General features: G+C 67.2%; 21 protein-coding genes. 7 read left to right on the top strand and 14 right to left on the bottom strand.

Going from position 1 to position 20,196, the window contains the following annotated elements:
• Nucleotides 1-58 precede the first annotated feature (58 nt).
• From glf to ACI48D_RS17565, 3 genes are all read right to left on the bottom strand, one after another.
• Nucleotides 59-1,213: a UDP-galactopyranose mutase gene (gene glf, locus ACI48D_RS17575; protein WP_435572533.1), complete on the bottom strand. Its 1,155-nt coding sequence runs from the start codon at nucleotides 1,211-1,213 to the stop codon at nucleotides 59-61.
• A gap of 388 nt (nucleotides 1,214-1,601) precedes the next feature.
• A complete protein-coding gene (locus ACI48D_RS17570; protein ID WP_435572532.1) occupies nucleotides 1,602-1,910 on the bottom strand; it encodes a KGG domain-containing protein in 309 nt (102 codons plus the stop codon).
• A gap of 139 nt (nucleotides 1,911-2,049) precedes the next feature.
• Nucleotides 2,050-3,159 carry a mechanosensitive ion channel family protein gene (locus ACI48D_RS17565; protein WP_435572531.1) on the bottom strand — a complete coding sequence of 370 codons (1,110 nt, stop codon included), beginning with the start codon at nucleotides 3,157-3,159 and terminating at the stop codon, nucleotides 2,050-2,052.
• 125 nt (nucleotides 3,160-3,284) lie between these two features.
• Here ACI48D_RS17565 and ACI48D_RS17560 point away from each other — a divergent pair, with 125 nt between their 5' ends.
• Nucleotides 3,285-6,572 carry a response regulator gene (locus tag ACI48D_RS17560; RefSeq protein ID WP_435572530.1) on the top strand — a complete coding sequence of 1,096 codons (3,288 nt, stop codon included), beginning with the start codon at nucleotides 3,285-3,287 and terminating at the stop codon, nucleotides 6,570-6,572.
• On the top strand, nucleotides 6,569-7,003 hold the full coding sequence (locus tag ACI48D_RS17555) for an NUDIX hydrolase (RefSeq protein ID WP_435572529.1): 435 nt from the start codon (nucleotides 6,569-6,571) through the stop codon (nucleotides 7,001-7,003). Before ACI48D_RS17560 ends, ACI48D_RS17555 begins: the two co-directional genes overlap by 4 nt.
• 15 nt (nucleotides 7,004-7,018) lie before the next feature.
• On the opposite strand, the gene ACI48D_RS17550 is transcribed toward ACI48D_RS17555, so the two are convergent.
• A complete protein-coding gene (locus tag ACI48D_RS17550) occupies nucleotides 7,019-8,578 on the bottom strand; it encodes an ATP-binding protein (RefSeq protein ID WP_435572528.1) in 1,560 nt (519 codons plus the stop codon).
• Between the two features lie 120 nt (nucleotides 8,579-8,698).
• On the opposite strand from ACI48D_RS17550, the gene ACI48D_RS17545 reads away from it, so the two are divergent.
• Nucleotides 8,699-9,544 (top strand): phytanoyl-CoA dioxygenase family protein, encoded by an 846-nt coding sequence (locus tag ACI48D_RS17545; RefSeq protein WP_435572527.1) that lies wholly within the window; start codon nucleotides 8,699-8,701, stop codon nucleotides 9,542-9,544.
• Here ACI48D_RS17545 and ACI48D_RS17540 read toward each other — a convergent pair.
• The 4 genes from ACI48D_RS17540 to ACI48D_RS17525 all read right to left on the bottom strand — a co-directional run bounded on the left by ACI48D_RS17540 (nucleotide 9,541) and on the right by ACI48D_RS17525 (nucleotide 10,831).
• Nucleotides 9,541-9,825 (bottom strand): hypothetical protein, encoded by a 285-nt coding sequence (locus ACI48D_RS17540; protein WP_435572526.1) that lies wholly within the window; start codon nucleotides 9,823-9,825, stop codon nucleotides 9,541-9,543. The two genes, ACI48D_RS17545 and ACI48D_RS17540, sit on opposite strands and share 4 nt — an antisense overlap.
• A gap of 80 nt (nucleotides 9,826-9,905) precedes the next feature.
• On the bottom strand, nucleotides 9,906-10,169 hold the full coding sequence (locus ACI48D_RS17535; RefSeq protein ID WP_435572590.1) for a DUF5985 family protein: 264 nt from the start codon (nucleotides 10,167-10,169) through the stop codon (nucleotides 9,906-9,908).
• An 11-nt stretch (nucleotides 10,170-10,180) separates the two neighbouring features.
• Entirely contained in the window at nucleotides 10,181-10,438 is a 258-nt protein-coding gene (locus ACI48D_RS17530; protein ID WP_435572525.1) for a DUF5985 family protein, read from the bottom strand.
• Nucleotides 10,439-10,831: a hypothetical protein gene (locus ACI48D_RS17525; protein ID WP_435572524.1), complete on the bottom strand. Its 393-nt coding sequence runs from the start codon at nucleotides 10,829-10,831 to the stop codon at nucleotides 10,439-10,441. It abuts the gene before it with no gap.
• Nucleotides 10,832-11,155: 324 nt separating this feature from the next.
• Between ACI48D_RS17525 and ACI48D_RS17520 the strand changes: the two genes are divergently transcribed.
• The 4 genes from ACI48D_RS17520 to ACI48D_RS17505 all read left to right on the top strand — a co-directional run bounded on the left by ACI48D_RS17520 (nucleotide 11,156) and on the right by ACI48D_RS17505 (nucleotide 14,596).
• The gene (locus tag ACI48D_RS17520) at nucleotides 11,156-11,854 is read left to right on the top strand and encodes a DNA/RNA non-specific endonuclease (RefSeq protein WP_435572589.1); all 699 of its coding nucleotides are present in this window, start codon (nucleotides 11,156-11,158) and stop codon (nucleotides 11,852-11,854) included.
• Nucleotides 11,851-12,117, top strand: coding sequence for a hypothetical protein (locus ACI48D_RS17515; protein ID WP_435572523.1), 267 nt, complete (start codon nucleotides 11,851-11,853; stop codon nucleotides 12,115-12,117). Before ACI48D_RS17520 ends, ACI48D_RS17515 begins: the two co-directional genes overlap by 4 nt.
• 114 nt (nucleotides 12,118-12,231) lie before the next feature.
• Nucleotides 12,232-12,642, top strand: a complete 411-nt coding sequence (locus ACI48D_RS17510; RefSeq protein WP_435572522.1) for a DUF2382 domain-containing protein — start codon at nucleotides 12,232-12,234, stop codon at nucleotides 12,640-12,642.
• Between the two features lie 22 nt (nucleotides 12,643-12,664).
• Nucleotides 12,665-14,596, top strand: a complete 1,932-nt coding sequence (locus ACI48D_RS17505) for a DUF2382 domain-containing protein (protein WP_435572521.1) — start codon at nucleotides 12,665-12,667, stop codon at nucleotides 14,594-14,596.
• A gap of 58 nt (nucleotides 14,597-14,654) precedes the next feature.
• On the opposite strand, the gene leuD is transcribed toward ACI48D_RS17505, so the two are convergent.
• The 6 genes from leuD to ACI48D_RS17475 are packed head-to-tail and all read right to left on the bottom strand — an operon-like array spanning nucleotide 14,655 to nucleotide 20,131.
• Complete coding sequence (leuD, locus tag ACI48D_RS17500) at nucleotides 14,655-15,278, bottom strand: 3-isopropylmalate dehydratase small subunit (RefSeq protein WP_435572520.1); 624 nt, start codon at nucleotides 15,276-15,278, stop codon at nucleotides 14,655-14,657.
• Nucleotides 15,275-16,684, bottom strand: coding sequence for a 3-isopropylmalate dehydratase large subunit (gene leuC / locus ACI48D_RS17495; protein WP_435572519.1), 1,410 nt, complete (start codon nucleotides 16,682-16,684; stop codon nucleotides 15,275-15,277). The genes leuD and leuC overlap by 4 nt, the downstream gene beginning before the upstream one ends.
• Before the next feature lie 15 nt (nucleotides 16,685-16,699).
• On the bottom strand, nucleotides 16,700-17,482 hold the full coding sequence (locus ACI48D_RS17490; RefSeq protein ID WP_435572518.1) for an ABC transporter permease: 783 nt from the start codon (nucleotides 17,480-17,482) through the stop codon (nucleotides 16,700-16,702).
• Nucleotides 17,479-18,306: an ABC transporter permease gene (locus tag ACI48D_RS17485; protein WP_435572517.1), complete on the bottom strand. Its 828-nt coding sequence runs from the start codon at nucleotides 18,304-18,306 to the stop codon at nucleotides 17,479-17,481. The genes ACI48D_RS17490 and ACI48D_RS17485 overlap by 4 nt, the downstream gene beginning before the upstream one ends.
• Entirely contained in the window at nucleotides 18,303-19,139 is an 837-nt protein-coding gene (locus ACI48D_RS17480) for an ABC transporter ATP-binding protein (RefSeq protein ID WP_435572516.1), read from the bottom strand. Before ACI48D_RS17480 ends, ACI48D_RS17485 begins: the two co-directional genes overlap by 4 nt.
• 11 nt (nucleotides 19,140-19,150) lie before the next feature.
• A complete protein-coding gene (locus ACI48D_RS17475) occupies nucleotides 19,151-20,131 on the bottom strand; it encodes an ABC transporter substrate-binding protein (RefSeq protein ID WP_435572515.1) in 981 nt (326 codons plus the stop codon).
• Between the last annotated feature and the right edge of the window lie 65 nt (nucleotides 20,132-20,196).

The raw sequence follows: 20,196 nt of genomic DNA, 5'->3' as shown, positions 1-20,196 counted from the left end.
GATCGGCGCACGGCCACCGGAGGGGTGCCCGTGCGCCGATCGGCCTACAGTCCCTGGATCAGGCCAGCGGGTCGATCGCGAAGGCCGGCATGCGGGCCTTCTGCTGCGCGGCTTCGAGGAACTTGTCGGAAGTGCTGAGGGCCTCGTTGATGGTGACGTCCATGTCGAGGTAGCGGTAGGTGCCGAGGCGGCCGACGAAGGTCACGTTGGCTTCGTTCTTCGCCAGGTTGACGTAGCGCTCCAGCTGCGCCTTCTCGCGCGCCTGGCGGATCGGATAGTAGGGAATGTCCTTCTCCTCGCACTGGCGGCTGTATTCCATGTAGCAGATCGTCTTCTCGTGCTTTTCCCACGGCGAGAAGTGCTTGTGCTCGGTGATGCGGGTGTAGGGCTGGGCGTTGTCGCAGTAGTTGATGACGGCATTGCCCTGGTAGTCGCCGGTGTCGCGGAAGACTTCGAAGTCCAGCGTGCGGTAGGGCAGGCGGCCCTCGGCGTGCTTGAACCAGGAGTCGATCGGGCCGCTGTAGAACACGTGGTCGTAGTCGACCTTCGAATCCGGGTCGAACCTCGTGTTCAGGTGCACGGTGATGCCCGGCACGTCGAGGATGCGCTCCACCAGCACCGTGTAGCCGTCCTTCGGCATGCCCTGGTACTTGTGGTTGAAGTAGTTGTCGTCGTAGTTGAAGCGCACCGGCAGGCGTTTCAGGATGCTGGCCGGCAGTTCGCTCGGCTGCAGGCCCCATTGCTTGATGGTGTAGGTCTTGAAGAAGGCCTCATACAGCTCGCGGCCGACGAAGCGCAGCGCCTGCTCTTCGAAGGTGGTGGGGTTCTCGATCGACTTGTCGCCGAGGCTCTGCATGAATGCCTCGGCTTCGGCCGGACGGAAGGTCTTGCCGAAGAACTGGTTGATGGTCAGCAGGTTGATCGGCAGCGTGTAGACGGCGTTGTTGGTGATGGCTTTCACGCGGTTCACGTAGGGCATGAATTCCATGTAGCGGTTCACGAATTCCCAGGAGCGCTCGATGTCCGTGTGGAAGATATGGGGGCCGTAGACGTGGACCATGACGCCGGTTTCTGGATCGCGTTCCGAATGGCAGTTGCCCGCCACGTGGGGGCGGGATTCGAAGACTTCGACCTGGTAGCCCGCGTGCGCGAGCTGATTGGCGATCACGGCTCCCGAAAATCCAGCGCCAACGATGGCGATATTCTTTTTCATCTGTTTTATCCTAACTGTTGAGTTAAATCCGTATTCCCGCGGCGGCCGCAGGACCTGAAGCTTGGTGCCGGATAAGAACATGGGTGCGACGAAGGGCTGACTACGACGGCAACCTACGAGCACAGGTTGCGCGCACAGCCGCCCCGGCGCGACACCGTCCGCATGCAGGGCATGCCGTCGGGCGCGGGGCGCGGCGTTCAATATCGTGCCAAAAATATATCATTGATCACCCGTTCGGCATCGCACAATTGGACACGTCCGGGATGGGCGGGAGGGAGAAGCGGACTCGGCTGATTGCTGTGATGCGTCACAACAATTTCCGCCACACAAAAACGAAAACTGCCGGGCTAAGCCGGCAGTTCTTTCAGCACCTGCTCAAGCGTGAAGATCAGCGCTTGTCGTTCTTGTGGCTCTGGGCGCCGGCCTTGGCGTGCTGCTCCGGCGAGCCGCCGCGGGTGCCCCCGCCATTGCCGCCGCCGTTGTTGCCGCCGTTGTTGCCGCCGCTCTGCTGGTTGCCGTCGTTCTTGTGGCTCAGCGAGCCGGCGCGGCGTGCTTCTTCCGAGGTGAACTCGTGGGCATTGCCCGAAGCGTGGGCGGCGCGGCCGCCTTCGGCAGCGATCTCGCGCTGCTTTTCCGGGTCCATGCCTGCAAAACCGCGGTTGCCGTTATTGCCGTTCTGTTGGTTGTTTTGTGCCATGATCATTCTCCTTTATGAATGGTTGCCATGCGATTCCCCGTGGCGGGGAGTGAGTTCATCTTATGCCCCACGCATAAGCCCGGCTATAGGACATCTTATGGTAGCGCTGTAGGATGAGTCCGGCTCGGCGGGCAACACTTCAGTGGCGCCAGGCTGCCCCGGCCGCACCGAGACCCTGCGCCATGCCGGCCGGCGGATCGGCCAGGCGCACGATCGACAGCGGATGCGCAAAGCGGATTCCCTCCTGTTCGAAGCGGCGGTAGATCTCCAGGAAGATATCCTGCTGGGCGTCCATGTGCAGGATGTAGTCGGGGCTGCGGAAGTGGTACACGATCTCGAAGTTGAGCGACCATTCGCCCCACATGAAGAAATGGGCGCGCTCGAAGTCGACGTTCGGCTTGGCCGTGACGATCTCGCGGATGATGCGCGGGATCCGGCACAGCAGCTCCTCGCTGGTGCCGTAGGCGATCCGCAGCACGAAGGACACGCGCCGGGTCTCCATCCGCTTGTGGTTGTGGATCCGGCTCTTCAGCAGGTCGCCGTTCGAGAACACCACCTGCTCGCCGCCGAGGCCGCGCACCCGGGTGGTCTTCAGGCCGATATGCTCGACCGAGCCGAGGACGTCGCCGACGATGATGAAGTCGCCGATCTCGAACGGCTTGTCCAGGGTGATCGACAGCGAGGCGAACAGATCGCCGAGGATGTTCTGCACCGCCAGCGCCACCGCGATGCCGCCCACGCCCAGGCTCGCCACCAGGGCGGTGATGTTGACGCCGAAGTTATCCAGCACCATCAGGACCACGATGGTCCACAGCGTCAGCCGCAGGATGAAACCCAGCACGGCGCTGGAATTGCGGCGGGCACCGTCCTGGGCGAGGCGCAACTGGTCGCGCCAGGCGCGCAGGCCGACGTCGCCCCACACCGCCAGCTGGACCAGCAGGGCGGCCACCGCCACCCGCGACACGAACAGGTCGTGGGTACGCCCCAGTTCGAGGAAGGTGCTGCCGAAGTAGATGCCGAAGGCAAGGATGAACAGCAGATAGGTCCTGGACAGCATCTTGACCACCAGGCTGTCCAGCCTGGCTTCGGTGAGGGCCGAGCTCGCGGCCAGGCGCCGCAGCACCAGCGAGCGCACGAACGCCATCGCGGCGGTCGCCAGCACCGTCACGATCAGGGCCAGCGCCCAGTCTTCAAGGGAATTGTTAAGGAAGGAAAACTGGCGCAGGGGCGCCAGGTAGGGAACACTCATCGATACACTCCAGGGACGGGCAAGATACCCATCCTAGTGTGCGGGCGCCCGGCCTCAGGGTGCGCACAATTGACTTTCGGAAGCTCCAGGCATACATTGCCTTAATTGCATCGCCCATTTCCTGCATGGCCAACGACCACACCAGCATCCTCCTCGTCGACGACCAGCCCGCCAACCTGGCGGTGCTCGAAGCCACCCTCGCCGGGCTGGCCGAGGAGCTCGTGTCCGTGACCTCAGGCGAAGCCGCGTTGCGCGAGGTGCTGGCGCGCGACTTCGCGGTGGTGCTGCTGGACGTGCGCATGCCGACCATGAACGGCTTCGAGCTGGCCGAACTGATCCGCCAGCATCCGCGTACCCAGGCCCTCCCGATCATCTTCCTGACCGCCGGCGATGCCGAGGAGTTTCCGATCGAGCGCGCCTACGCGCTCGGCGCGGTCGACTACATGACCAAGCCCTTCAATACGACGGTGCTGCGGGCCAAGACCGGCGTGTTCATCGAGCTGCACCGCAAGCGTACCGAGCTCGCGCGCATCGAGGAAGAGCGCCACCGCGCCGCGCTCCGCAGCCGCGACGAGAAGCTGGCGCGGACCGAGCGCCAGGCCCAGGCCGACCGCGATCGCCTGTACCGCGAAGTGCAGGCGGCCAGCGAGCGGATGCGCGACATCTTCCAGCGCGCGCCCGCGCTGATGTGCGTGATGACCGGCCCGGAGCACGTGGTGGACATGGCCAACCAGCGCTTCGTGGAGCTGGCCGGCGGCCGTCCGCTGGCCGGGATCCCGCTGCGCGCCGCCATGCCCGAACTGGAGGGCCAGGACTTCGTCGAACTGATCGACCGGGTGTACCACACCGGCGAAGCCTGCGAAGGCGGCAACGCGCGCCTGATGCTGCGCGCCGGCGGCCCGCGCGCCGGGCTGGACGAGCATTTCCTGGATTTCGTCTGCATGGCGCTGCGCGAGCCGGACGGCGAGGTGTCGGGCGTGCTGCTGCACGGGGTCGACGTCACCGAACGCACCCGCGCGAATGCGCTGGCGGTGGGCCAGCGCGGCGCACTCGAACTGGCCGTCACCGACGCCCCGCTGGGCGACGTGCTGGACGTCCTGGCACGCACCGCGGAAGACTGCAGCGGCGGCGCGGCGCTGGCTTCGGTGCAGCTGGTGTCGGACGACGGCCAGTATCTGCGCCATGCGGCGGCGCCTTCGCTGCCGCTCGAATTCCAGCTCGAGGCGGACGCCGTGCGCATCGGCCCGCTGTCCGGCGCGGCCGGCGGCGCCGCCTGGCGCGGCGAGGCGGTCGCCAGCGCCGACATCGCCACCGACCCGCTGTGGGACGGCTGGCGCGACCTGGCGCTGGCGCACGGCCTGCGCGGCTGCCGCGCGTTGCCGATCCTGGCGCCGTCCGGGACGGTGCTCGGCACCTTCAGCCTGTACTACCGCGACACCGGCCACCTGGCACCGGAGGAGGAAGCCGCGCTCGCCCTGCTGGCGAATACCGCCTCGCTGGTGATCGGCCAGCGCCACGAGGCGGCCGAGCGCCAGGCGGCCGAACACCGTTCACGCGCGATCCTCGAGAGCATGAGCGAGGGCTTCGTCGCCCTCGACCGCGAGTGGCGGATCACCTATGCCAACGGCGCCTTCGAAGCCGTCACCGGGCTCCAGCGCGACGACCTGGTCGGCGGCCAGTTCTGGGACCTGTTCCCGGCGCTGCGCGGCGGCGCCAAGGAGCAGGCCCTGCGGCGCAGCGCCCTGGAACGCACGCGCAGCCGCATGGAACTCTACGACGAGCACGAGGGGCGCTGGTTCGAGATCAATTCCTTCCCGATGGAGCAGGAGGGCATTGCGCTGTACTTCCGCGACGAGACCGACCGCCGCCGCGCCGAGGAAGGCATCCGCCGCCTGGCCGCGGTGGCCGAGCAGTCCTCCGACTTCATCGGCATCTTCACGCCGGACGCCGGCGGCATCTACCTGAACCCGGCCGGGCGGCGCATGGCCGGCATCGGCGCCGACGCCGACATCGCCGACTGGCGCATGCTGGACTTCTTCCCGCCCGAGGACCGCGCCGCCGTGCGCGAACACATGATGGCGGCGCTAACCGGCGTGCAGGCCGAATGGGAGGGCGAACTGCGCCTGGCCCGTCCGCACGGCGGCGAACCGGTTCCGGTCTACTTCAAGGGCTTCGCGGTGCGCGACGCGAGCGGCCAGAACATCGGCCTGGCCACCATCACGCGCGACATCACGGCACAAAAGAGCGCCGAGGACGAGCTGCGCCGCGTCGCCGCCGACCTCGCGGAAGCGGACCACCGCAAGAGCGAGTTCCTGGCGACCCTGGCGCACGAGCTGCGCAACCCGCTGGCGCCGATCCGCACCGGCCTGGATCTGCTGCGCATCGCGCCCTCCGATCCGCAAGCCGCCGTGCGCGTGCATGGGATGATGGAGCGCCAGCTCGGCCACCTGATCCACCTGGTCGACGACCTGCTCGACATCGCCCGCATCACGCGCGGCAAGATCGAGCTGAAGAAGGAGCCGGTCCTGCTGCGCACCATCGTCGCCACCGCGGTCGAGACCAGCACCGCCTTGATCGAGGCGCACCGCCATACGCTGAGCGTGGAGCTGCCGTCCGAGCCGCTGGAGCTGGAGGCCGACGTCACGCGCATGGTGCAGGTGCTGTCCAACCTGCTGAACAACGCGGCCAAGTACACGCCCTCGGGCGGACGAATCAATCTGTCGGCCTGGCGCGAGGACGGGCATGCCGTGATCGCGGTCGCGGACAGCGGGATCGGCATTCCGCCTGAAAGCATCGGCTCGGTATTCGAGATGTTCACCCAGGTGCGCGGCAGCCTCGACCGAGCCCAGGGCGGACTCGGGATCGGCCTGTCGCTGGTGCGGCGCCTGGTCGAACTGCACGGCGGCCGTGTCAGCGCCTTCAGCGGCGGGCGCGGCCAGGGCAGCACCTTCACGGTGCGCCTGCCGCTGCGCCCCGGCACCCCGCATGCGCCGGCGCCCGCGGAGCCGGCCGGCGCCGCGCTCGACGCCGGCGCCGGCGGCCGTCTGCGGGTGCTGGTGGTGGACGACAACGCCGATGCCGCCGACAGTCTGGTCGCGCTGCTGGAGCTGCTGGGCCATTCGGGCAGCGTGGCGCACGACGGCGTCGAGGGCCTGCAGGCGGCGCGCGCGCTGCTGCCCGACCTGGTGTTCCTCGATATCGGCCTGCCCGGCATGAGCGGCTACGAAGTCGCGCGCGAGATCCGCCGCACGGATGCGCTGCGCGACGTGGTGCTGATCGCGCTCACGGGCTGGGGCGCGCAGAGCGACCAGCAGCAATCCCACGAAGCCGGCTTCGACCAGCACCTGACCAAGCCGGTCAGCCTGGAGGCGCTGGAACAGGCGCTCGCCGCGGCTTCGAGGAGCCTGTCATGAACAGGACGGCGAACATCGGCGTCTCCTGCGGCACCCTGGTGGTCGACGGCGCCGGCCGGCTGCTGCTCGGGCATGTGACCGGCACCCCGAAATGGGACATCCCCAAGGGCCTGCAGGACCCGGGCGAGGACCTGCTGGCCGCCGCGATGCGCGAACTCGACGAGGAAACCGGCCTGGCTTTCGACGCCGCGCGCTTCGTCGAACTGGGGCGCTTCGCCTACCGGCGCGACAAATGCCTGCACCTGTACAAGGTGGACGTGGGCGAGGAGCTGTGCGACCTCGGCCACCTGGTGTGCCGCAGCTTCTTTCCGCACCACGTGACCGGCAAGGACACGCCCGAGATGGACGGCTTCCGCTGGGCCACCCGCGACGAGGTGGCGAAGCTGTGCTGGCCGCGCATGGCCGCGCGCCTGCTGTCGCTGGCCTGGTGACGCCGGCAGCGTGATTCAGGGCGGCGCCAGGCGCGCCAGCACTTCCTCGATCGCCGCCACGGTGGCCGGCTTGGTGAGGTGGGCATCGAAGCCCGCCGCGCTGGTACGGGCGCGGTCCGCCGCGCCGCCCCAGCCGGTCAGGGCCACCAGCCGCACGCCGTCGCACTGCGGATCGGCGCGTACCGCCTGCGCCACCTCGTAGCCCGACATGCCGGGCATGCCGATGTCGAGGAATACCACATGCGGGCGCAGGCTGGCGATCATGCGCACGGCCTGGTGGCCGTCGGCCGCCACCGGCGCCGTGTGGCCCATGATCGCCAGCAGCGCCGACAGGGTTTCGGCGGCGTCGCGGTTGTCGTCTACCACCAGCAGGCGCAGGCCGGCCGCCGGCGCGATCGGCGCGAGCGCGGCGCGCTGCGGGGCCGGGCTGTCCTTGCCCGCCAGCGGCAGGCGCACCGTGAACACGCTGCCGGCACCGATCCCGGCGCTGGCGGCGCTGACCGTGCCCCCATGCAGTTCGACCAGGCTGCGCACCAGCGACAGGCCGATCCCCAGGCCGCCGTTGCCGCGCTGGGTCGGGGGTGCGACCTGGGTGAACATCTGGAACACCGATTCGAGCGACTCGGGCGCGATGCCGATGCCGTTGTCCGAAACCACGATCACGGCATGCTCGCCGTCGCGTTCCGCCGCCACCAGGATGGCGCCGCCGCGTGGGGTGTACCTGGCGGCGTTGTTGAGCAGGTTGCTGACCACCTGCGTCAGGCGGGTCGGGTCGGCGTACAGGTCGAGAGCTTCGGCCGGCAGGCGCAGGTCGAGCCGGTGGCGCGCCGCCTCGATCAGCGGCAGGCTGGTGTCGACCGCGGCCCGCACGACTTCGTCGAGAGAGATCCATTCGGGCTTGAGCTCGACCTGGCCGCGCGTGATGCGGGCCACGTCGAGCAGGTCGTCGACCAGGTGCACCAGGTGGTCGAGCTGGCGGTCCATGATGTCCTCCACCCGCGCCTGCGCCGCCGGGTCGCCCTTGGTGCGGCGCATCAGCTGCAGGCCGCTGCGGATCGGCGCCAGCGGATTGCGCAGCTCGTGCGCCAGGGTCGCCAGGAACTCGGTCTTGCGGCGGTCCTGCTCGGCCAGGTCGTCGGCCAGGCGCCGCAGCTCGGCCGCGTTGGCGTAGGCATCGAGGTAGAAGCGCGCCTTGGCCTTCAGGATCGTCGCCGACACCGGTTCCTGCAGCACCGACAGCGCGCCCGCTTCGTACAGGGGTTCGGTGGCCGCCTCGTGGCGCAGCAGCGGACCGATCGCCACCAGCGGCGTGCGCGGGAAGGCGGCGCGCAGGCGCCGCACCACATCGGCGAAGGCGGCGACGTCGTCGGTGTAGCCGGCCAGGATCAGGGCGAAGCCGGGCGGCGCGGCGTGCCGCAGGGCCTCGTCGGCGCTGCGCACGCGCAGGATCTCGTAGCCGAGTTCCGTGGCGACGCCGGCTACCGCGGGATCGGAGCCGGGGCGCCCGCAGACGAACAGCACGCGGCCGCGGGTGGCGATCGGGAAGTTCGTGCCGGCGGCGGGCGCTGTATCCATATGCTGTCCTTCAGTTTGCTCGTCCTTGCAATGTAGGATTTGTCCGACAGAATGTCAACCGTCGCCCGTGCGCTGCGCTTGCCGGCTTGGCGTTAGGATGGCGTCCCAGGAGGAGGAATCATGAGCGAGGCAAGCAATCAGCGGTACGAGAGCGAGACCTACGACGTGGGCGCCATCATGGGCGGCCTGTACGGGGACGGCATCATCGCCTGCAAGGGCGCGTTCACGAAGGAATGGGTGGCCGCGCTGAAGGAAGACATCGAGACCCTGTTCGCGGAAGCGCGCGCGCGGCCCGGCGGCGCCCTCGAACGCGGGCCGAACCGCTACTACGTCGAGGTGCACCCGGAGCGCGTGCGCGGCTTCGTCGACCTGGTCACGCATCCGTGGGTGAAGGCGGTCTGCCGCGCCGTGCTGGGCGACGGCTACAAGGTGGTGGAGGCGGGCTTCGACATCCCGTTTCCGGGCGCCATGCACCAGCCCTGGCACCGCGACTTCCCGGCGCCGGAAGCGACGCTGGTCGGCCGGCGCCTGAATTCGCTGGCCTTCAACCTCACGACCGTCGACGTGACCGAGGAAATCGGGCCGTTCGAGATCGCGCCCGGCACCCAGTGGGATGACCTGGCCGGAGGCGACCCGATGTTCCCGGCAAAGGAACTGTATCCGCGCTACGAGGCGCGGGCCCAGCGCAAGCTGCCGAAGGTGGGCGACATTTCGGCGCGCTCGGCGCTGACTATCCACCGCGGCACCGCCAACCGCTCGCAGCAGTCGCGGCCGGTGTTCGTGCTGGGCGTGGATGCGGCGGACGCGCGCAACGCCGAGAAGCACGATTTGCAGGTCACGCAGGCATATTGGGACGCGCTGCCGGAAGAGGTGCGCGCGCACCTGACCTGCCGCGTGGTGGCGTCGCTGGAAGACATTTATCAGGCCCACACCATCGAGGGCCTGCGGATGGGCTTGCCGGGCTAGGCGCCGCTGTCGTCCTTGCCGGCGTCCGGCTTGAGGGAATCGGCGAGGGCGTCGGAAGCGATGCCCGTGGGCGGCTGGCCGACGCGGCGGGTGGCATCGGACTGCTGGTCCAGGCTCACTTCTTCGGCCACCTCGAAGCGGCCGTCGGCCGTATTGTCGGCTGCACCCGCCGGCAGCAGGTCTTCCGACCGGCTGACTTCGCCGTTCTGGTCAGGGGTGACGCGCTGCTGGTTCTGCCGGCCCTGCTGCTTCTGGTCTTGCTGGTTCTGCTGGTTCGCCATCGTTTCCTCCTTCGCTCGTATCGGATCGTGGTCCGATTATGGCGCAGGGGGGACGGCGCGGGCGCACGCTACCCAGGCGTTCAGCCGCCGGATTTGCTGCGCGACGGCAGGTTCTTTTCCAGGATCGCCCAGATGATCAGGCCATAGGCCAGCAGCCGGATCAGGTAATGCAGGGGCGAATCCTCGGCATCCTGGTAGGTGAGGGCCGAGTACACCCGATGCGCGCCCTCGATGCCGAAGGACAGCGCGAAATACATGAAGAAGCGGTCGCGCGTGTTGCGCCAGAAACGCAGGAAGAACAGCGCGATCACGGTCGAGGCCATGGCGATGGCGCCGGTAAGCATATCGGTCACGGTTATTCCTTTTCGTAGATCAGGCCGTACAGCAGGAGCAGCATCGACACCAGGGCGGCGACCAGCCGGACCGGCAGCAGGTAGACGTCGGGGAAGACGATCTTGTCCAGTACCAGGAACAGGTTGTTCACGGTCATCGCCACGAACGACCAGCCGCTCCAGAACAGCAGCCGGTGACGGGTGCGCCGGTAGCTCGCCAGCAGCAGCCAGGCACAGGCCAGCGAGGTCAGGGCGCACAGTGTATAGATGGTAAACGCCACTTAGGAATCCTTTCGCCATTTGAAGGCGTCCGCGAATTGCTGCGCCTTGCGGTCCAGGGATGAATGGATGAGGTGCGTGACTTCGACCAGGTTGGTCGCGTACAGGTCGGCGAGGCGGTCGATGCGTTCGCGCAGGGCCTCGTCGCGCGGCCGGTAGCAATAAGCGTCGGCCGCGCCGTCGGACCGGGGCGCGGCCATGCCGGAGCGGCACAGCTCGGCCAGCAGACCTTCTGCGACCTTGTCCCGTACGTAGAGGCGGCGAGCGAGGCTGTCCGTGCTCCACGGGCGGTCCGGGTCGGCCCGCATCAGCAGCAGGGCTTCCAGGTACGGCACCGATGGGATATTGGTCAGCACGAAGCGCCGCAGATCCTCGGGAATGGAGAGGTTATCCATTGCCACTATATTTGCTCAAATGCACTTTAGCTTTTGGAAAGAGTAGGATTCTATAACATTCCGATTGGAAACGTGCTTTTCAACGGTGCGCAGTGTGGCGTTTGTGCCATGAGGGCACGCAAACCTCCGTCAGCTACAATGTCGGGACGATTGATTTTTCTATATGCCATGCTCCACAAGTTGTTCGTTCCCATTGTTTTATTGTCCAGTCTGCTGTCGCTTGCCGGCTGCGACCGGCGTCCCGTGGATGCGTCCCGTCCGAACGCCTCGACCGCCGCGCATGGCGACGCCGGTCGGGGCCGCGAATCCTGCGCCGACCATTACCTGGATGGGCGCGCCCCGCAGATCCAAAATCCCAAGCTCGCCCCGCAGACCCGGGAACTGTGCTTCGGCGTGTTCAGCGTGATGCACTCGGGTGTGACCCGTACGCCGCTGTGGTCGGCCGAGCACCTGGAAGCGCAGGAAGTGGAGTCGGCCCAGCAGCTGACGCGCGAGAATTCCTTCCATGCCGAGCAGCGCCTGCCGGCGGGGCAGCGCGCCGAACTGGCCGACTACGCGCGCAGCGGCTTCGACCGCGGCCACATGGCGCCGAACGGCGACATGCCCGACCGCGACAGCCAGCGCGACAGCTTCAGCCTGGCCAACATCGTGCCGCAGGACGGCGAGAACAACCGCCACCTGTGGGCCGGGATCGAGGGGGTGGTGCGCAAGATGGCCAAGAAGGAAGGCGACCTGTACGTGGTGACCGGGCCGGCCTTCCTCGGCAGCAATCTGCAGAAGGTCGGCAATGTGCTGGTGCCGACCCACCTGTACAAACTGGTATACAGTCCGCGCCAGAAAGCCGGCGCCGCCTGGTTCGTCGAGAACAAGGCCGACGCCAAGCCGAACGTGATCCCGATCCCGGAGCTCGAACGCATCATCGGCATCAACCTGCTGCCCGCCCTCAGCGAGGAAGAAAAGGAGCACATGCTGCGCCTGCCGAACATCCGCCAGAACAATGGCGACAGGAGGAATCCATCATGAGCAAGAAAGAGGACAACCCGGCCTTCGTGCCCTACGCGAACGAAGCCGACGTGATCGAAGTCGGCCGCCTGATGCTGGAAAACCGTCTCGACCGCATCACCATCTCCGGCGACGTCGACCTCACCGCCGACAAGCGCGGCCTGGAAGCGGCGCGCCGCCTGCACGCGCTGCTCGGCCAGGTCGTCGCCAACCTCGAAAGCAGGCCCCTTCCGGACCAGTTGCCGCCGCCCCAGGTGGAGACGGTCGACAATCCGTTCGCTTGATCCTTCCCCCTAGTTTGTAGAGAGTCAATGGTGCGCGGGCTCAGTCGACTTTTGGAGTAACCTCGTTTGCTCTAACGTCGTGTTCTCGGGAGATGGACTGTGCCAATTGACCATATGCAACCAAACGGACCGGAGTCGCTGAAGGTACCGGTGGTCCGCGAGGAAGTGGAGGTCGAAAAGCAGGTCGTCGACACGGGGCGCGGCGTGCGCATCCACAAGACTGTCGCCGAGCATCCCTGCCATATCGACGAACGCCTGTTGCGCGATGATGTCGAGGTCAGCCACGTACCGGTGGACCGCATCGTCCCGCTCGACGCGGCGCCCGCCACGCGCTACGAAGGCGATACCTTGGTGGTGCCGATCCTCGAAGAGGTGCTCGTGGTCGAACGCCGCGTGCGCATCAAGGAGGAGCTTCGCATCACCCGGACACGGCGCGAGGAGCGCCACGCGGAAACCGTCATGCTCAAGTCCGAGCAGGTCAGCGTGGAGCACTTCGACGAGGCCGGCGACCGCCCACCAGAGTGAACTCTCAATCGGAGGAACTACCATGCAACATACCTTAGTAGCGGTTTTCGACAACCGTAGCGACGCCCAGAATGCGATGGACGAACTGCTGGCCTCGGGCTTCACCCGCACCGACGTCAACGTCTCCAGCGCCGACCCGACCGGGCAGACCAACAGCGTGACCGGCACCACCACCCACACCAGCGAAGTTCACGAAGGCATCGGCGCCCAGATCAAGCACTTCTTCACCGGCCTGTTCGGCTCGGACAACGACGAACACGTGTCCCGCTATTCGGACGTCGTCAGCCGCGGCCACCACGTGCTGACCCTGGTTACCCAGACCGAGCCGGAAGTCGAACGCGCCGCCGACATCATCGAGCGCTTCGGTCCGGTCGACCTGGACGAGCGCCACGACCTGACGGGTTCGGCCAGCTCGCTCGACCCGGCCATGCTGGCGGCCGGCGCGGCCGGCGGCAGCGGCATCCAGCGCGATGCCTCGATGTCCTCGCAATCGGAGTACCGCGAGCCGTCCTACGGCGCCGGTTCGCTGAGCGGCGAAACGGGCCAGCGCAACTCCTTCGCCACCCAGGACCTGAATGATCCGGTACCGAAGGGCCAGACCTACCAGGAACCGATGGGCGGCTCGATGCGCGCCGGCGACTCGCTGCAGGCGGGGGGCTCGATGGACAGTAATATCGCCGGCAACACCCTCGACACCTCGACCGGCTCGACGCTGCAGGGCACGTCGTCGCTGCAGGGGTCGAGCGACGCCTCGCTGGGCGGCACCATCCAGACCGGCTCGATGCAGCGCGACATGGGCGAACAGCTCAACGATCAGCGCAGCGCCGCGATTCCGGTCGTGCAGGAAGACGTCAAGATCGGCAAGCGCGAAGTGCAGCGCGGCGGCGTGCGCGTGTTCTCGCGCGTGGTCGAAACCCCGGTCAACGAGACCGTCAACCTGCGCGAAGAACACGTGAACGTGGAACGCCGCCCGGTCGACCAGCCGATTTCCAGCGCCGACTCCAGCCTCTTCAAGGAACAGACGATCGAGATGCGCGAAAGGGCCGAGGAAGCCGTGGTGCAGAAGACCGCGCGCGTGGTGGAGGAAGTCCGGGTGGGCAAGGAAACCACCCAGCGCCAGGAAAACATCCACGACACCGTGCGCCACACCGAGGTGCAGGTCGAGAAACTGGGCGCCCAGGACGACGACAGCTATTTCCGCAACGACTGGCAGACCAACTATTCCAGCCTGGGCGGCAGCTACGACGACTATGCGCCGGCCTACCGCTACGGCTCCGAAATGCGCCGTAACGAAAAATACCGCAACCGTGACTGGAACGACATCGAGTCCGACCTGCGCAGCGATTGGGAAACCCGCTACGGCAAGAGCGGCGCCTCGACCTGGGACAAGATGAAGGCGGCGGTCCGCCGTGGCTGGGACAAGATCACCCCGGACACCACCGACAACGACAGCTATTACCGCGGCCACTACAACAGCAACTTCGCCGGCTCGGGCGGCAGCTACGACGACTACGCGCCGGCCTACCGCTACGGCTCGGAAATGCGCAACAGCGACCAGTACCGCAACCGTGACTGGAACGACGTCGAATCCGACTTGCGCACCAACTGGGACCGCAAGAACGTCGGCCAGCCCTCGACCTGGGAGAAGACCAAGGCCGCCGTCCGCCACGGCTGGGACAAGATGACCCCGGACAGCGATTCGGACGATTCCTATTACCGCAATCACTGGACGAGCAACTACGGCAGCACGGGCGACACCTACAACGACTACGATCCTGCCTACCGCTACGGCACGCAGATGCGCAGCGACGCCCGTTACCAGGGTCGCAACTGGGACGACGTAGAATCCGACCTGCGCAGCGATTGGGATACCCGCTACAGCAAGAACGGTGTCTCGACCTGGGACAAGATGAAGGCGGCGGTTCGCCACGGCTGGGACAAGGTTGCTCACTGATCCGCTTGCAGCACCATGAAAACGCCGGCTGAGGCCGGCGTTTTTATTCGCGATTCCGCTATCTTCGCGCCGACGCTTCAGGAGACGCCCACGGCCGCGCCTGCCGGTCGTGCTGCTGGAACAGGTCGATCGCGGCAGCCATGCCCAGCGTCTGCGCCACTTCATCCAGGCCGCCCAACAGTGCTTCGCGCTGGGCGGCGGGCATCTCGAAGGCGATCGTCCCGGCCGATGCCGTCGACACGGTGCAGGCCCGCAGGTCGACGGCCACGGTCTCGCCTGCCGCCGCCGCGCCGGCAAGCAGCTCGACCTGCGCCCGGTCCAGCCTGATCGGCAAGATGCCGTTCTGCAGGCAATTGCAATAGAAAATATCCCCAAAGCTGGGCGCTATGATGCAGCCGATGCCGAACTCCTGGATCGCCCACACTGCCATCTCGCGCGAGCTGCCGCAGCCGAAATTCGCCCCGGCGAGCAGCACCTGCGCCGCGCGGTACGGTTCCTGGTTCAGGATGAATCCGGGCTCCTCGCTGCCGTCCGGGCGGTAGCGCAGCGCCTCGAACGCCCAGGCGGCGAACTCTCCGCGCTTGAGTCTGGCGATGCGTTCGATGCGCACGATGACGTCGGTGTCGATATTGTCTTCCATCAGGGGCGCGGCGTAGCCCTCGATCACGGTAAATGGTTTCATGCTCCGGCTCCGATGCTTGCAGGCTGCGCGATGGTGCCGGCAATGGCGCTGGCGGCGGCAATGGCCGGGCTGGCCAGGTGGGTCATCGCGCCCGGTCCCTGGCGCCCGACGAAGTTGCGGTTCGAGGTCGATACGCAGCGCTGCCCCGCCGCCACCAGGTCGCCGTTGGCGCCCACGCACATCGAGCAGCCCGGCTCGCGCCATTCGAAGCCGGCATCCAGGAACACCCGGTCGAGGCCCTGGTCCTCGGCCGCGCGCTTGACCGCCAGCGAGCCCGGCACGACCCAGCCCGTGACGCCGGCGGCGATGCGGCGTCCCTTGACGATGGCGGCCGCAGCCTGCAGATCGGACAGGCGGCTGTTCGCGCACGAGCCGATGAAGACGCGGTCGATCCGGATCTGGTCGATGCGCTGGCCCGGCTGCAGCCGCATGTAGTCGAGCGCCCCCTCGAGCTGGACGCAACGGACCGGGTCCTGCTCGAGCGCGGGATCGGGCACGCGCCCGTCGACCGCCACCACTTGTTCAGGGCTGGTCCCCCACGTCACCTGGGGCCGGATCGCACCCGCATCGATCTCGACCTCCCGGTCGAACACCGCATCGGGGCCCGAGCGCAGCCCTTCCCAAGCGGCGACGGCCGCCTCGAATCGTTCGCCGTGCGGCGCGTACTGGCGGCCGCGCAGGTAGTCGTAGGTCACCTGGTCGGGGGCGACCATGCCGAACTTGGCGCCAAGTTCGATCGACAGGTTACAGATCGTCATGCGCGCTTCCATGTCCAGCGCCCGGATCGCCGCGCCTGCAAATTCGACCGCATGGCCGGTGCCGGCCGCGGCCCCGAGCATGCCGATCGCATGCAGGACCATGTCCTTGGCCGTGACGCCGGCGCGGATGGCGCCCTTGAAACTGATGCGCATGGTCTTCGGGCGGCGCTGGCGGATGGTCTGGCTGGCCAGTACGTGCACCAGCTCGGACGAACCGATGCCCCAGGCGATGGCGCCGAATGCGCCATGGGTGCAGGTATGGCTGTCGCCGCACACGATGGTCAGGCCGGGCAGGGTCAGGCCCAGTTCCGGGCCGATCACGTGCACGATGCCCTGGCGCCCATCGTCGATGTCGAAGCGGGCGATGCGCAGGCGCGAGGTCTGCTCGCGCAGCGTATCGACCATGGCGCTGCTCCATGCTTCGTCGCCGCCGGTGCGCCCCGGGCGGGTCGAGATCACGTGGTCGGGCGTGGCGAAGCTCAGCTCCGGGTTGCGCAGGGCAAGGCCACGCCGTTCCAGCTGGGCGATCGCCGCCGATCCGGTCAGTTCGTGCATCAGGTGGCGGTCCACATGCAGCAGGCTTACGGCGCCGGGCAGCTCCGCCACCTGGTGCATGTCCCACACCTTGTCGAATAAGGTATCTGGCATTCTTGGTTTCCTGGTTCAGGCGCCGCGGCGCAGGTGGCGGTCCCAGCGCAGCAGGCACAGGCTCACACTGGTGGCGAAAAGGAAGAGCATCACGGCCAGCGCCATGATGGTGGGCGCGTCGTTACGCTCGATGGCGCGCATCAGCAAATGGCCGATGCCGCGCTGCGATGCGAACATTTCGCCCAGCAGGGTGCCGAGCAGGGTCAGCGAAAAGCCGATGCGCAGCCCGGCCACGATTTCCGGAATGGCGGCCGGGATCAGCACATGCAGCGCGCCTTGCACCGCGCTCAGGCGATGGGTCCGGATCGAACGCATGTACACCGGACGGATGTTGCGCACCGCGGTCATGGTGAAGATCGTCACCGGGATGATGCCGTGCAGCGCACCGAACGCGGTCTTGGCCGAGATGCCGAGGCCGAATACCAGCAGCACGATCGGGTAGAGAGCGATTTTCGGGATCGAATAGAGCGCGATCAGGAGCGGCTCGAACACGTCGCCGGCCAGCCGGCGCGAGCCGAGCAGCACGCCGAGCACGGTGCCGCCGACCAGCGAAATGCACAGGGCGGTGCCGAAGGCCTTGGCGGTCTCGAGCAGGTGGCCACCGAATTCCGGGTCGCTCGCTTCCCTCACGATCTGCTGCAGCGTGCGCAGCGGATCGGCCAGCACGGCCGCGCCAAGGGCCCAGCTCGCGACCTGCCAGCAGGCCAGCAGGACGGCCACCAGCAGCAGGCCGTCGGTCCAGCGCGGTGCGCCCGCCGCCATGTGCATCTTCGTTTGCAGCCGGGTTTGGGAAGTCATGCCAGCTCCTTGAGCACGCGGCGCTGGTACAGGCGCTGTTCGGCGCTGTGCAGCAGCAGGTTGATGGAGCCGACGAACAGCAGCAGGAGCAGCATCAGTCCGTACATGGTCGGGTTGTCGAAATTGTTGTAGGCGTAGGCGATCTGGTAGCCGAACCCGGCCCCGGAGAGCACGAATTCGCCGCCGATCACGGCGATGAACGAATACACGATCGCCAGCTTGATCCCGGTGAACACGAAGGGCAGGCTGGCCGGCAACGTGATCAGGCGCACTTCGTCGGCGCGGCCCATGCGCAGCATGCGCGCGGTACGCAGCATCACCTTGGGCACGCGCTCCAGCCCGTTCAGCGTGTTGATCGCCATCGCCACCACCGCGAACAGGAAGCCCAGCGCCACCAGCGGCCAGCGGTTCAGCCCGAACAGCACGATCAGCACCGGGTAGAGCACGAAGATCGGCACCGCGTAATACGACAGCAGCAGCGGGTCGAGCACGCGCCGCAGCCTTGGCAGCTTGAACAGGAGTACGCCGAACAGGAAGCCGAACACCACCGCCAGCAGCACCGCGCCGCCGGCCGTGTACAGGGAAAGCAGGATATCGGCCTTGTAGGTGCCGGACAGCAGGATGGTCCAGGCGCTGGCCGCCATGCTCGACGGCGCGATGAACGAGACCGGATCGATCCAGCCGAGCCGGCTGGCCGCTTCGAGCAGCAGCACCGCGCAGGCCACGACGGCGCTACGCAGCAGCGGCACCCGGTAGCGGTACAGGGCCAAGGCCAGGCCGCCGCGTGGCGCCGGCGCCGGCCGGGCAAGCGTGACCGTGCTCATGGCTTTGCTCCGAGCGCCTTGATCGATTCGGCGCGCAGCATGCCCCAGATCTGCGCCTGCAGCGCGCCGTAGCGCGGGTCGAGCGCGGTCCGGGCGTCGCGTTCGCGGCTCCAGCCGGTGTCCACGATCTCGATGAAGGTGCCCGGGCGCGAAGACATCACGCCGATGCGATCCGACAGCAGCACCGCTTCGTCGATCGAGTGCGTGATCAGCATCACGGTGGAACCGGTATCGCGCCACAGCTTCAGCATTTCCTCGCCCATCAGCAGGCGCGTTTGCTGGTCGAGTGCGCCGAACGGCTCGTCGAGCAGCATCAGGCGCGGCCGCATCACCATCGCGCGCGCGATGCACACGCGCTGGCGCATGCCGCCCGAAAGCTGCGACGGATAGGATGTGGCGAAGCCGGCCAGGCCCATGAAGGCGAGCGCGTGGTCGACCCGTTCCTTGATCTCGCTTTCCGGCAGGCCGGCGCGGCGGGCGCCGAACGCGGCGTTGTCGTGCACCGAGAGCCAGGGGAAACTGGCGTCTTCCTGGAACACCACGGCGATCCCGTCGGGCACCTCGCCGGCCACCGGATTGCCTTCGAAATGGACGCTGCCGCCGGAGGGCGCGCACAGCCCGGCGATCAGGTCGAGCAGGGTCGATTTACCGCAGCCCGACGGGCCCACCACCGAGAAGAATTCGCCTTCGCGCAGCTCGAACGAGACCGGACCGAGCGCGTGGAAAGGGCGGCCGGTGTCGCGCGCCGCGAATACCCGGGTGGCGTCCTTGACGGCGACGTGGGCCCTGGCGGGCGCACCCGCCGGGGTGCGCTCGGCTGGGAACGGGATCATGTGGGCGGTCCTCATTTGCGCTGGTCGGCCGGCAGCTGACTCTCATCGACGATCTTGTTCCAGTCGAAAGGGCCGGGCTCGACGGCCTTCACCAGGGTCAGGCCGGCCAGCATGGTGTTCATCCCCTCGTAGTCCAGCTTGCCGGTGCTCCAGTACGTGCCCTTGGCGGCGAGGATCTCATTGATCGCGGCCTTGGCGACGTCGGCCGGCATCTTGTAGTGCTTGGCCATGATCTCGCCCGCTTCGGCCGGGTTCTTCTGGATGAACTCCACGCCCTTGCGGCGCGCGGCGATGATCGCCTTGATGATGCCCGGATTCTTCTTCAGGTAATCGGTGCGGACCACCCCCACGGTCTGGGTGGCGCTCGGCACCAGGTCGGTCGAGCGGATCACCATTTTCAGGCTGGCCTTTTCGCGGCTGTACATCGGCTCGGTCGCGTAGATGACGTCGAGGCCGCCTTCGCGCAGTGCGGTCAGGGCCGCCGCCGAACTGCCGGCCGCCTTGCGCTGCACGTCGTTCAGGATGCCGGCCTTGCTGAGCGCGATGGTGGACACCATGTCGGTCACCGATTTCGGGCTGCTGTAGCCGAGCTTCTTGCCTTTCAGGTCGTTGATCGACGCGAGCGGCGAGCCGGCCTTGGCCACCCAGTAGATGTCCGCCAGGCTGAGCACCCCGCCGTGGACGATGGTCAGGTCGACCCCTTGCTTGACCGCGGCGATCGCGGCCGGCAGCGCCACTTCGCCGTAGGGAATTTCAGACGCCATGGCGTTGCGCACCGTGGTGCCGCCGCCCTGGGAAGTAATGAAGCCGGTGACGTCGACGCCGGCTTCCTTGAAGTAACCCTTTTCCAGGGCCACCGCGAACGGCGCCCCGTACATGCCGTCGGCCCAGTGGGTAACGGTGAGGTTGACCGCCGACGCGGTGGCGCTGGCGAAGGCGAGGGCGAGCAGCAGGCCGGCTGCGGCGGGTTTGAAGGTGCGGACGAGTTTCATTGTTTTGTCTCCTGTTAAAAGAATTGACTACTGGCCTTGTGCACCCGGGAGCGCCGGCCATTGTT

This window comes from Massilia sp. LXY-6, from assembly GCF_051233485.1.
Taxonomy (GTDB): Bacteria; Pseudomonadota; Gammaproteobacteria; order Burkholderiales; family Burkholderiaceae_D; genus Telluria.
Note: the sequence above shows the minus strand (reverse complement) of the source record. Positions and strands in the feature narration are given on the sequence as shown.

What these genes read in the sequence shown, in the direction of transcription:
- ACI48D_RS17475 (WP_435572515.1), bottom strand. Translation starts at nt 20,131, where the DNA reads ATGAAACTCGTCCGCACCTTCAAACCCGCCGCAGCCGGCCTGCTGCTC.
- ACI48D_RS17560 (WP_435572530.1), top strand. Translation starts at nt 3,285, where the DNA reads ATGGCCAACGACCACACCAGCATCCTCCTCGTCGACGACCAGCCCGCC.
- glf (WP_435572533.1), bottom strand. Translation starts at nt 1,213, where the DNA reads ATGAAAAAGAATATCGCCATCGTTGGCGCTGGATTTTCGGGAGCCGTG.
- ACI48D_RS17540 (WP_435572526.1), bottom strand. Translation starts at nt 9,825, where the DNA reads ATGGCGAACCAGCAGAACCAGCAAGACCAGAAGCAGCAGGGCCGGCAG.
- ACI48D_RS17490 (WP_435572518.1), bottom strand. Translation starts at nt 17,482, where the DNA reads ATGACTTCCCAAACCCGGCTGCAAACGAAGATGCACATGGCGGCGGGC.
- ACI48D_RS17535 (WP_435572590.1), bottom strand. Translation starts at nt 10,169, where the DNA reads ATGCTTACCGGCGCCATCGCCATGGCCTCGACCGTGATCGCGCTGTTC.
- ACI48D_RS17555 (WP_435572529.1), top strand. Translation starts at nt 6,569, where the DNA reads ATGAACAGGACGGCGAACATCGGCGTCTCCTGCGGCACCCTGGTGGTC.
- leuD (WP_435572520.1), bottom strand. Translation starts at nt 15,278, where the DNA reads ATGAAACCATTTACCGTGATCGAGGGCTACGCCGCGCCCCTGATGGAA.
- ACI48D_RS17480 (WP_435572516.1), bottom strand. Translation starts at nt 19,139, where the DNA reads ATGATCCCGTTCCCAGCCGAGCGCACCCCGGCGGGTGCGCCCGCCAGG.
- ACI48D_RS17550 (WP_435572528.1), bottom strand. Translation starts at nt 8,578, where the DNA reads ATGGATACAGCGCCCGCCGCCGGCACGAACTTCCCGATCGCCACCCGC.
- ACI48D_RS17525 (WP_435572524.1), bottom strand. Translation starts at nt 10,831, where the DNA reads ATGGATAACCTCTCCATTCCCGAGGATCTGCGGCGCTTCGTGCTGACC.
- ACI48D_RS17505 (WP_435572521.1), top strand. Translation starts at nt 12,665, where the DNA reads ATGCAACATACCTTAGTAGCGGTTTTCGACAACCGTAGCGACGCCCAG.
- ACI48D_RS17515 (WP_435572523.1), top strand. Translation starts at nt 11,851, where the DNA reads ATGAGCAAGAAAGAGGACAACCCGGCCTTCGTGCCCTACGCGAACGAA.
- leuC (WP_435572519.1), bottom strand. Translation starts at nt 16,684, where the DNA reads ATGCCAGATACCTTATTCGACAAGGTGTGGGACATGCACCAGGTGGCG.
- ACI48D_RS17510 (WP_435572522.1), top strand. Translation starts at nt 12,232, where the DNA reads ATGCAACCAAACGGACCGGAGTCGCTGAAGGTACCGGTGGTCCGCGAG.
- ACI48D_RS17545 (WP_435572527.1), top strand. Translation starts at nt 8,699, where the DNA reads ATGAGCGAGGCAAGCAATCAGCGGTACGAGAGCGAGACCTACGACGTG.
- ACI48D_RS17485 (WP_435572517.1), bottom strand. Translation starts at nt 18,306, where the DNA reads ATGAGCACGGTCACGCTTGCCCGGCCGGCGCCGGCGCCACGCGGCGGC.
- ACI48D_RS17565 (WP_435572531.1), bottom strand. Translation starts at nt 3,159, where the DNA reads ATGAGTGTTCCCTACCTGGCGCCCCTGCGCCAGTTTTCCTTCCTTAAC.
- ACI48D_RS17570 (WP_435572532.1), bottom strand. Translation starts at nt 1,910, where the DNA reads ATGGCACAAAACAACCAACAGAACGGCAATAACGGCAACCGCGGTTTT.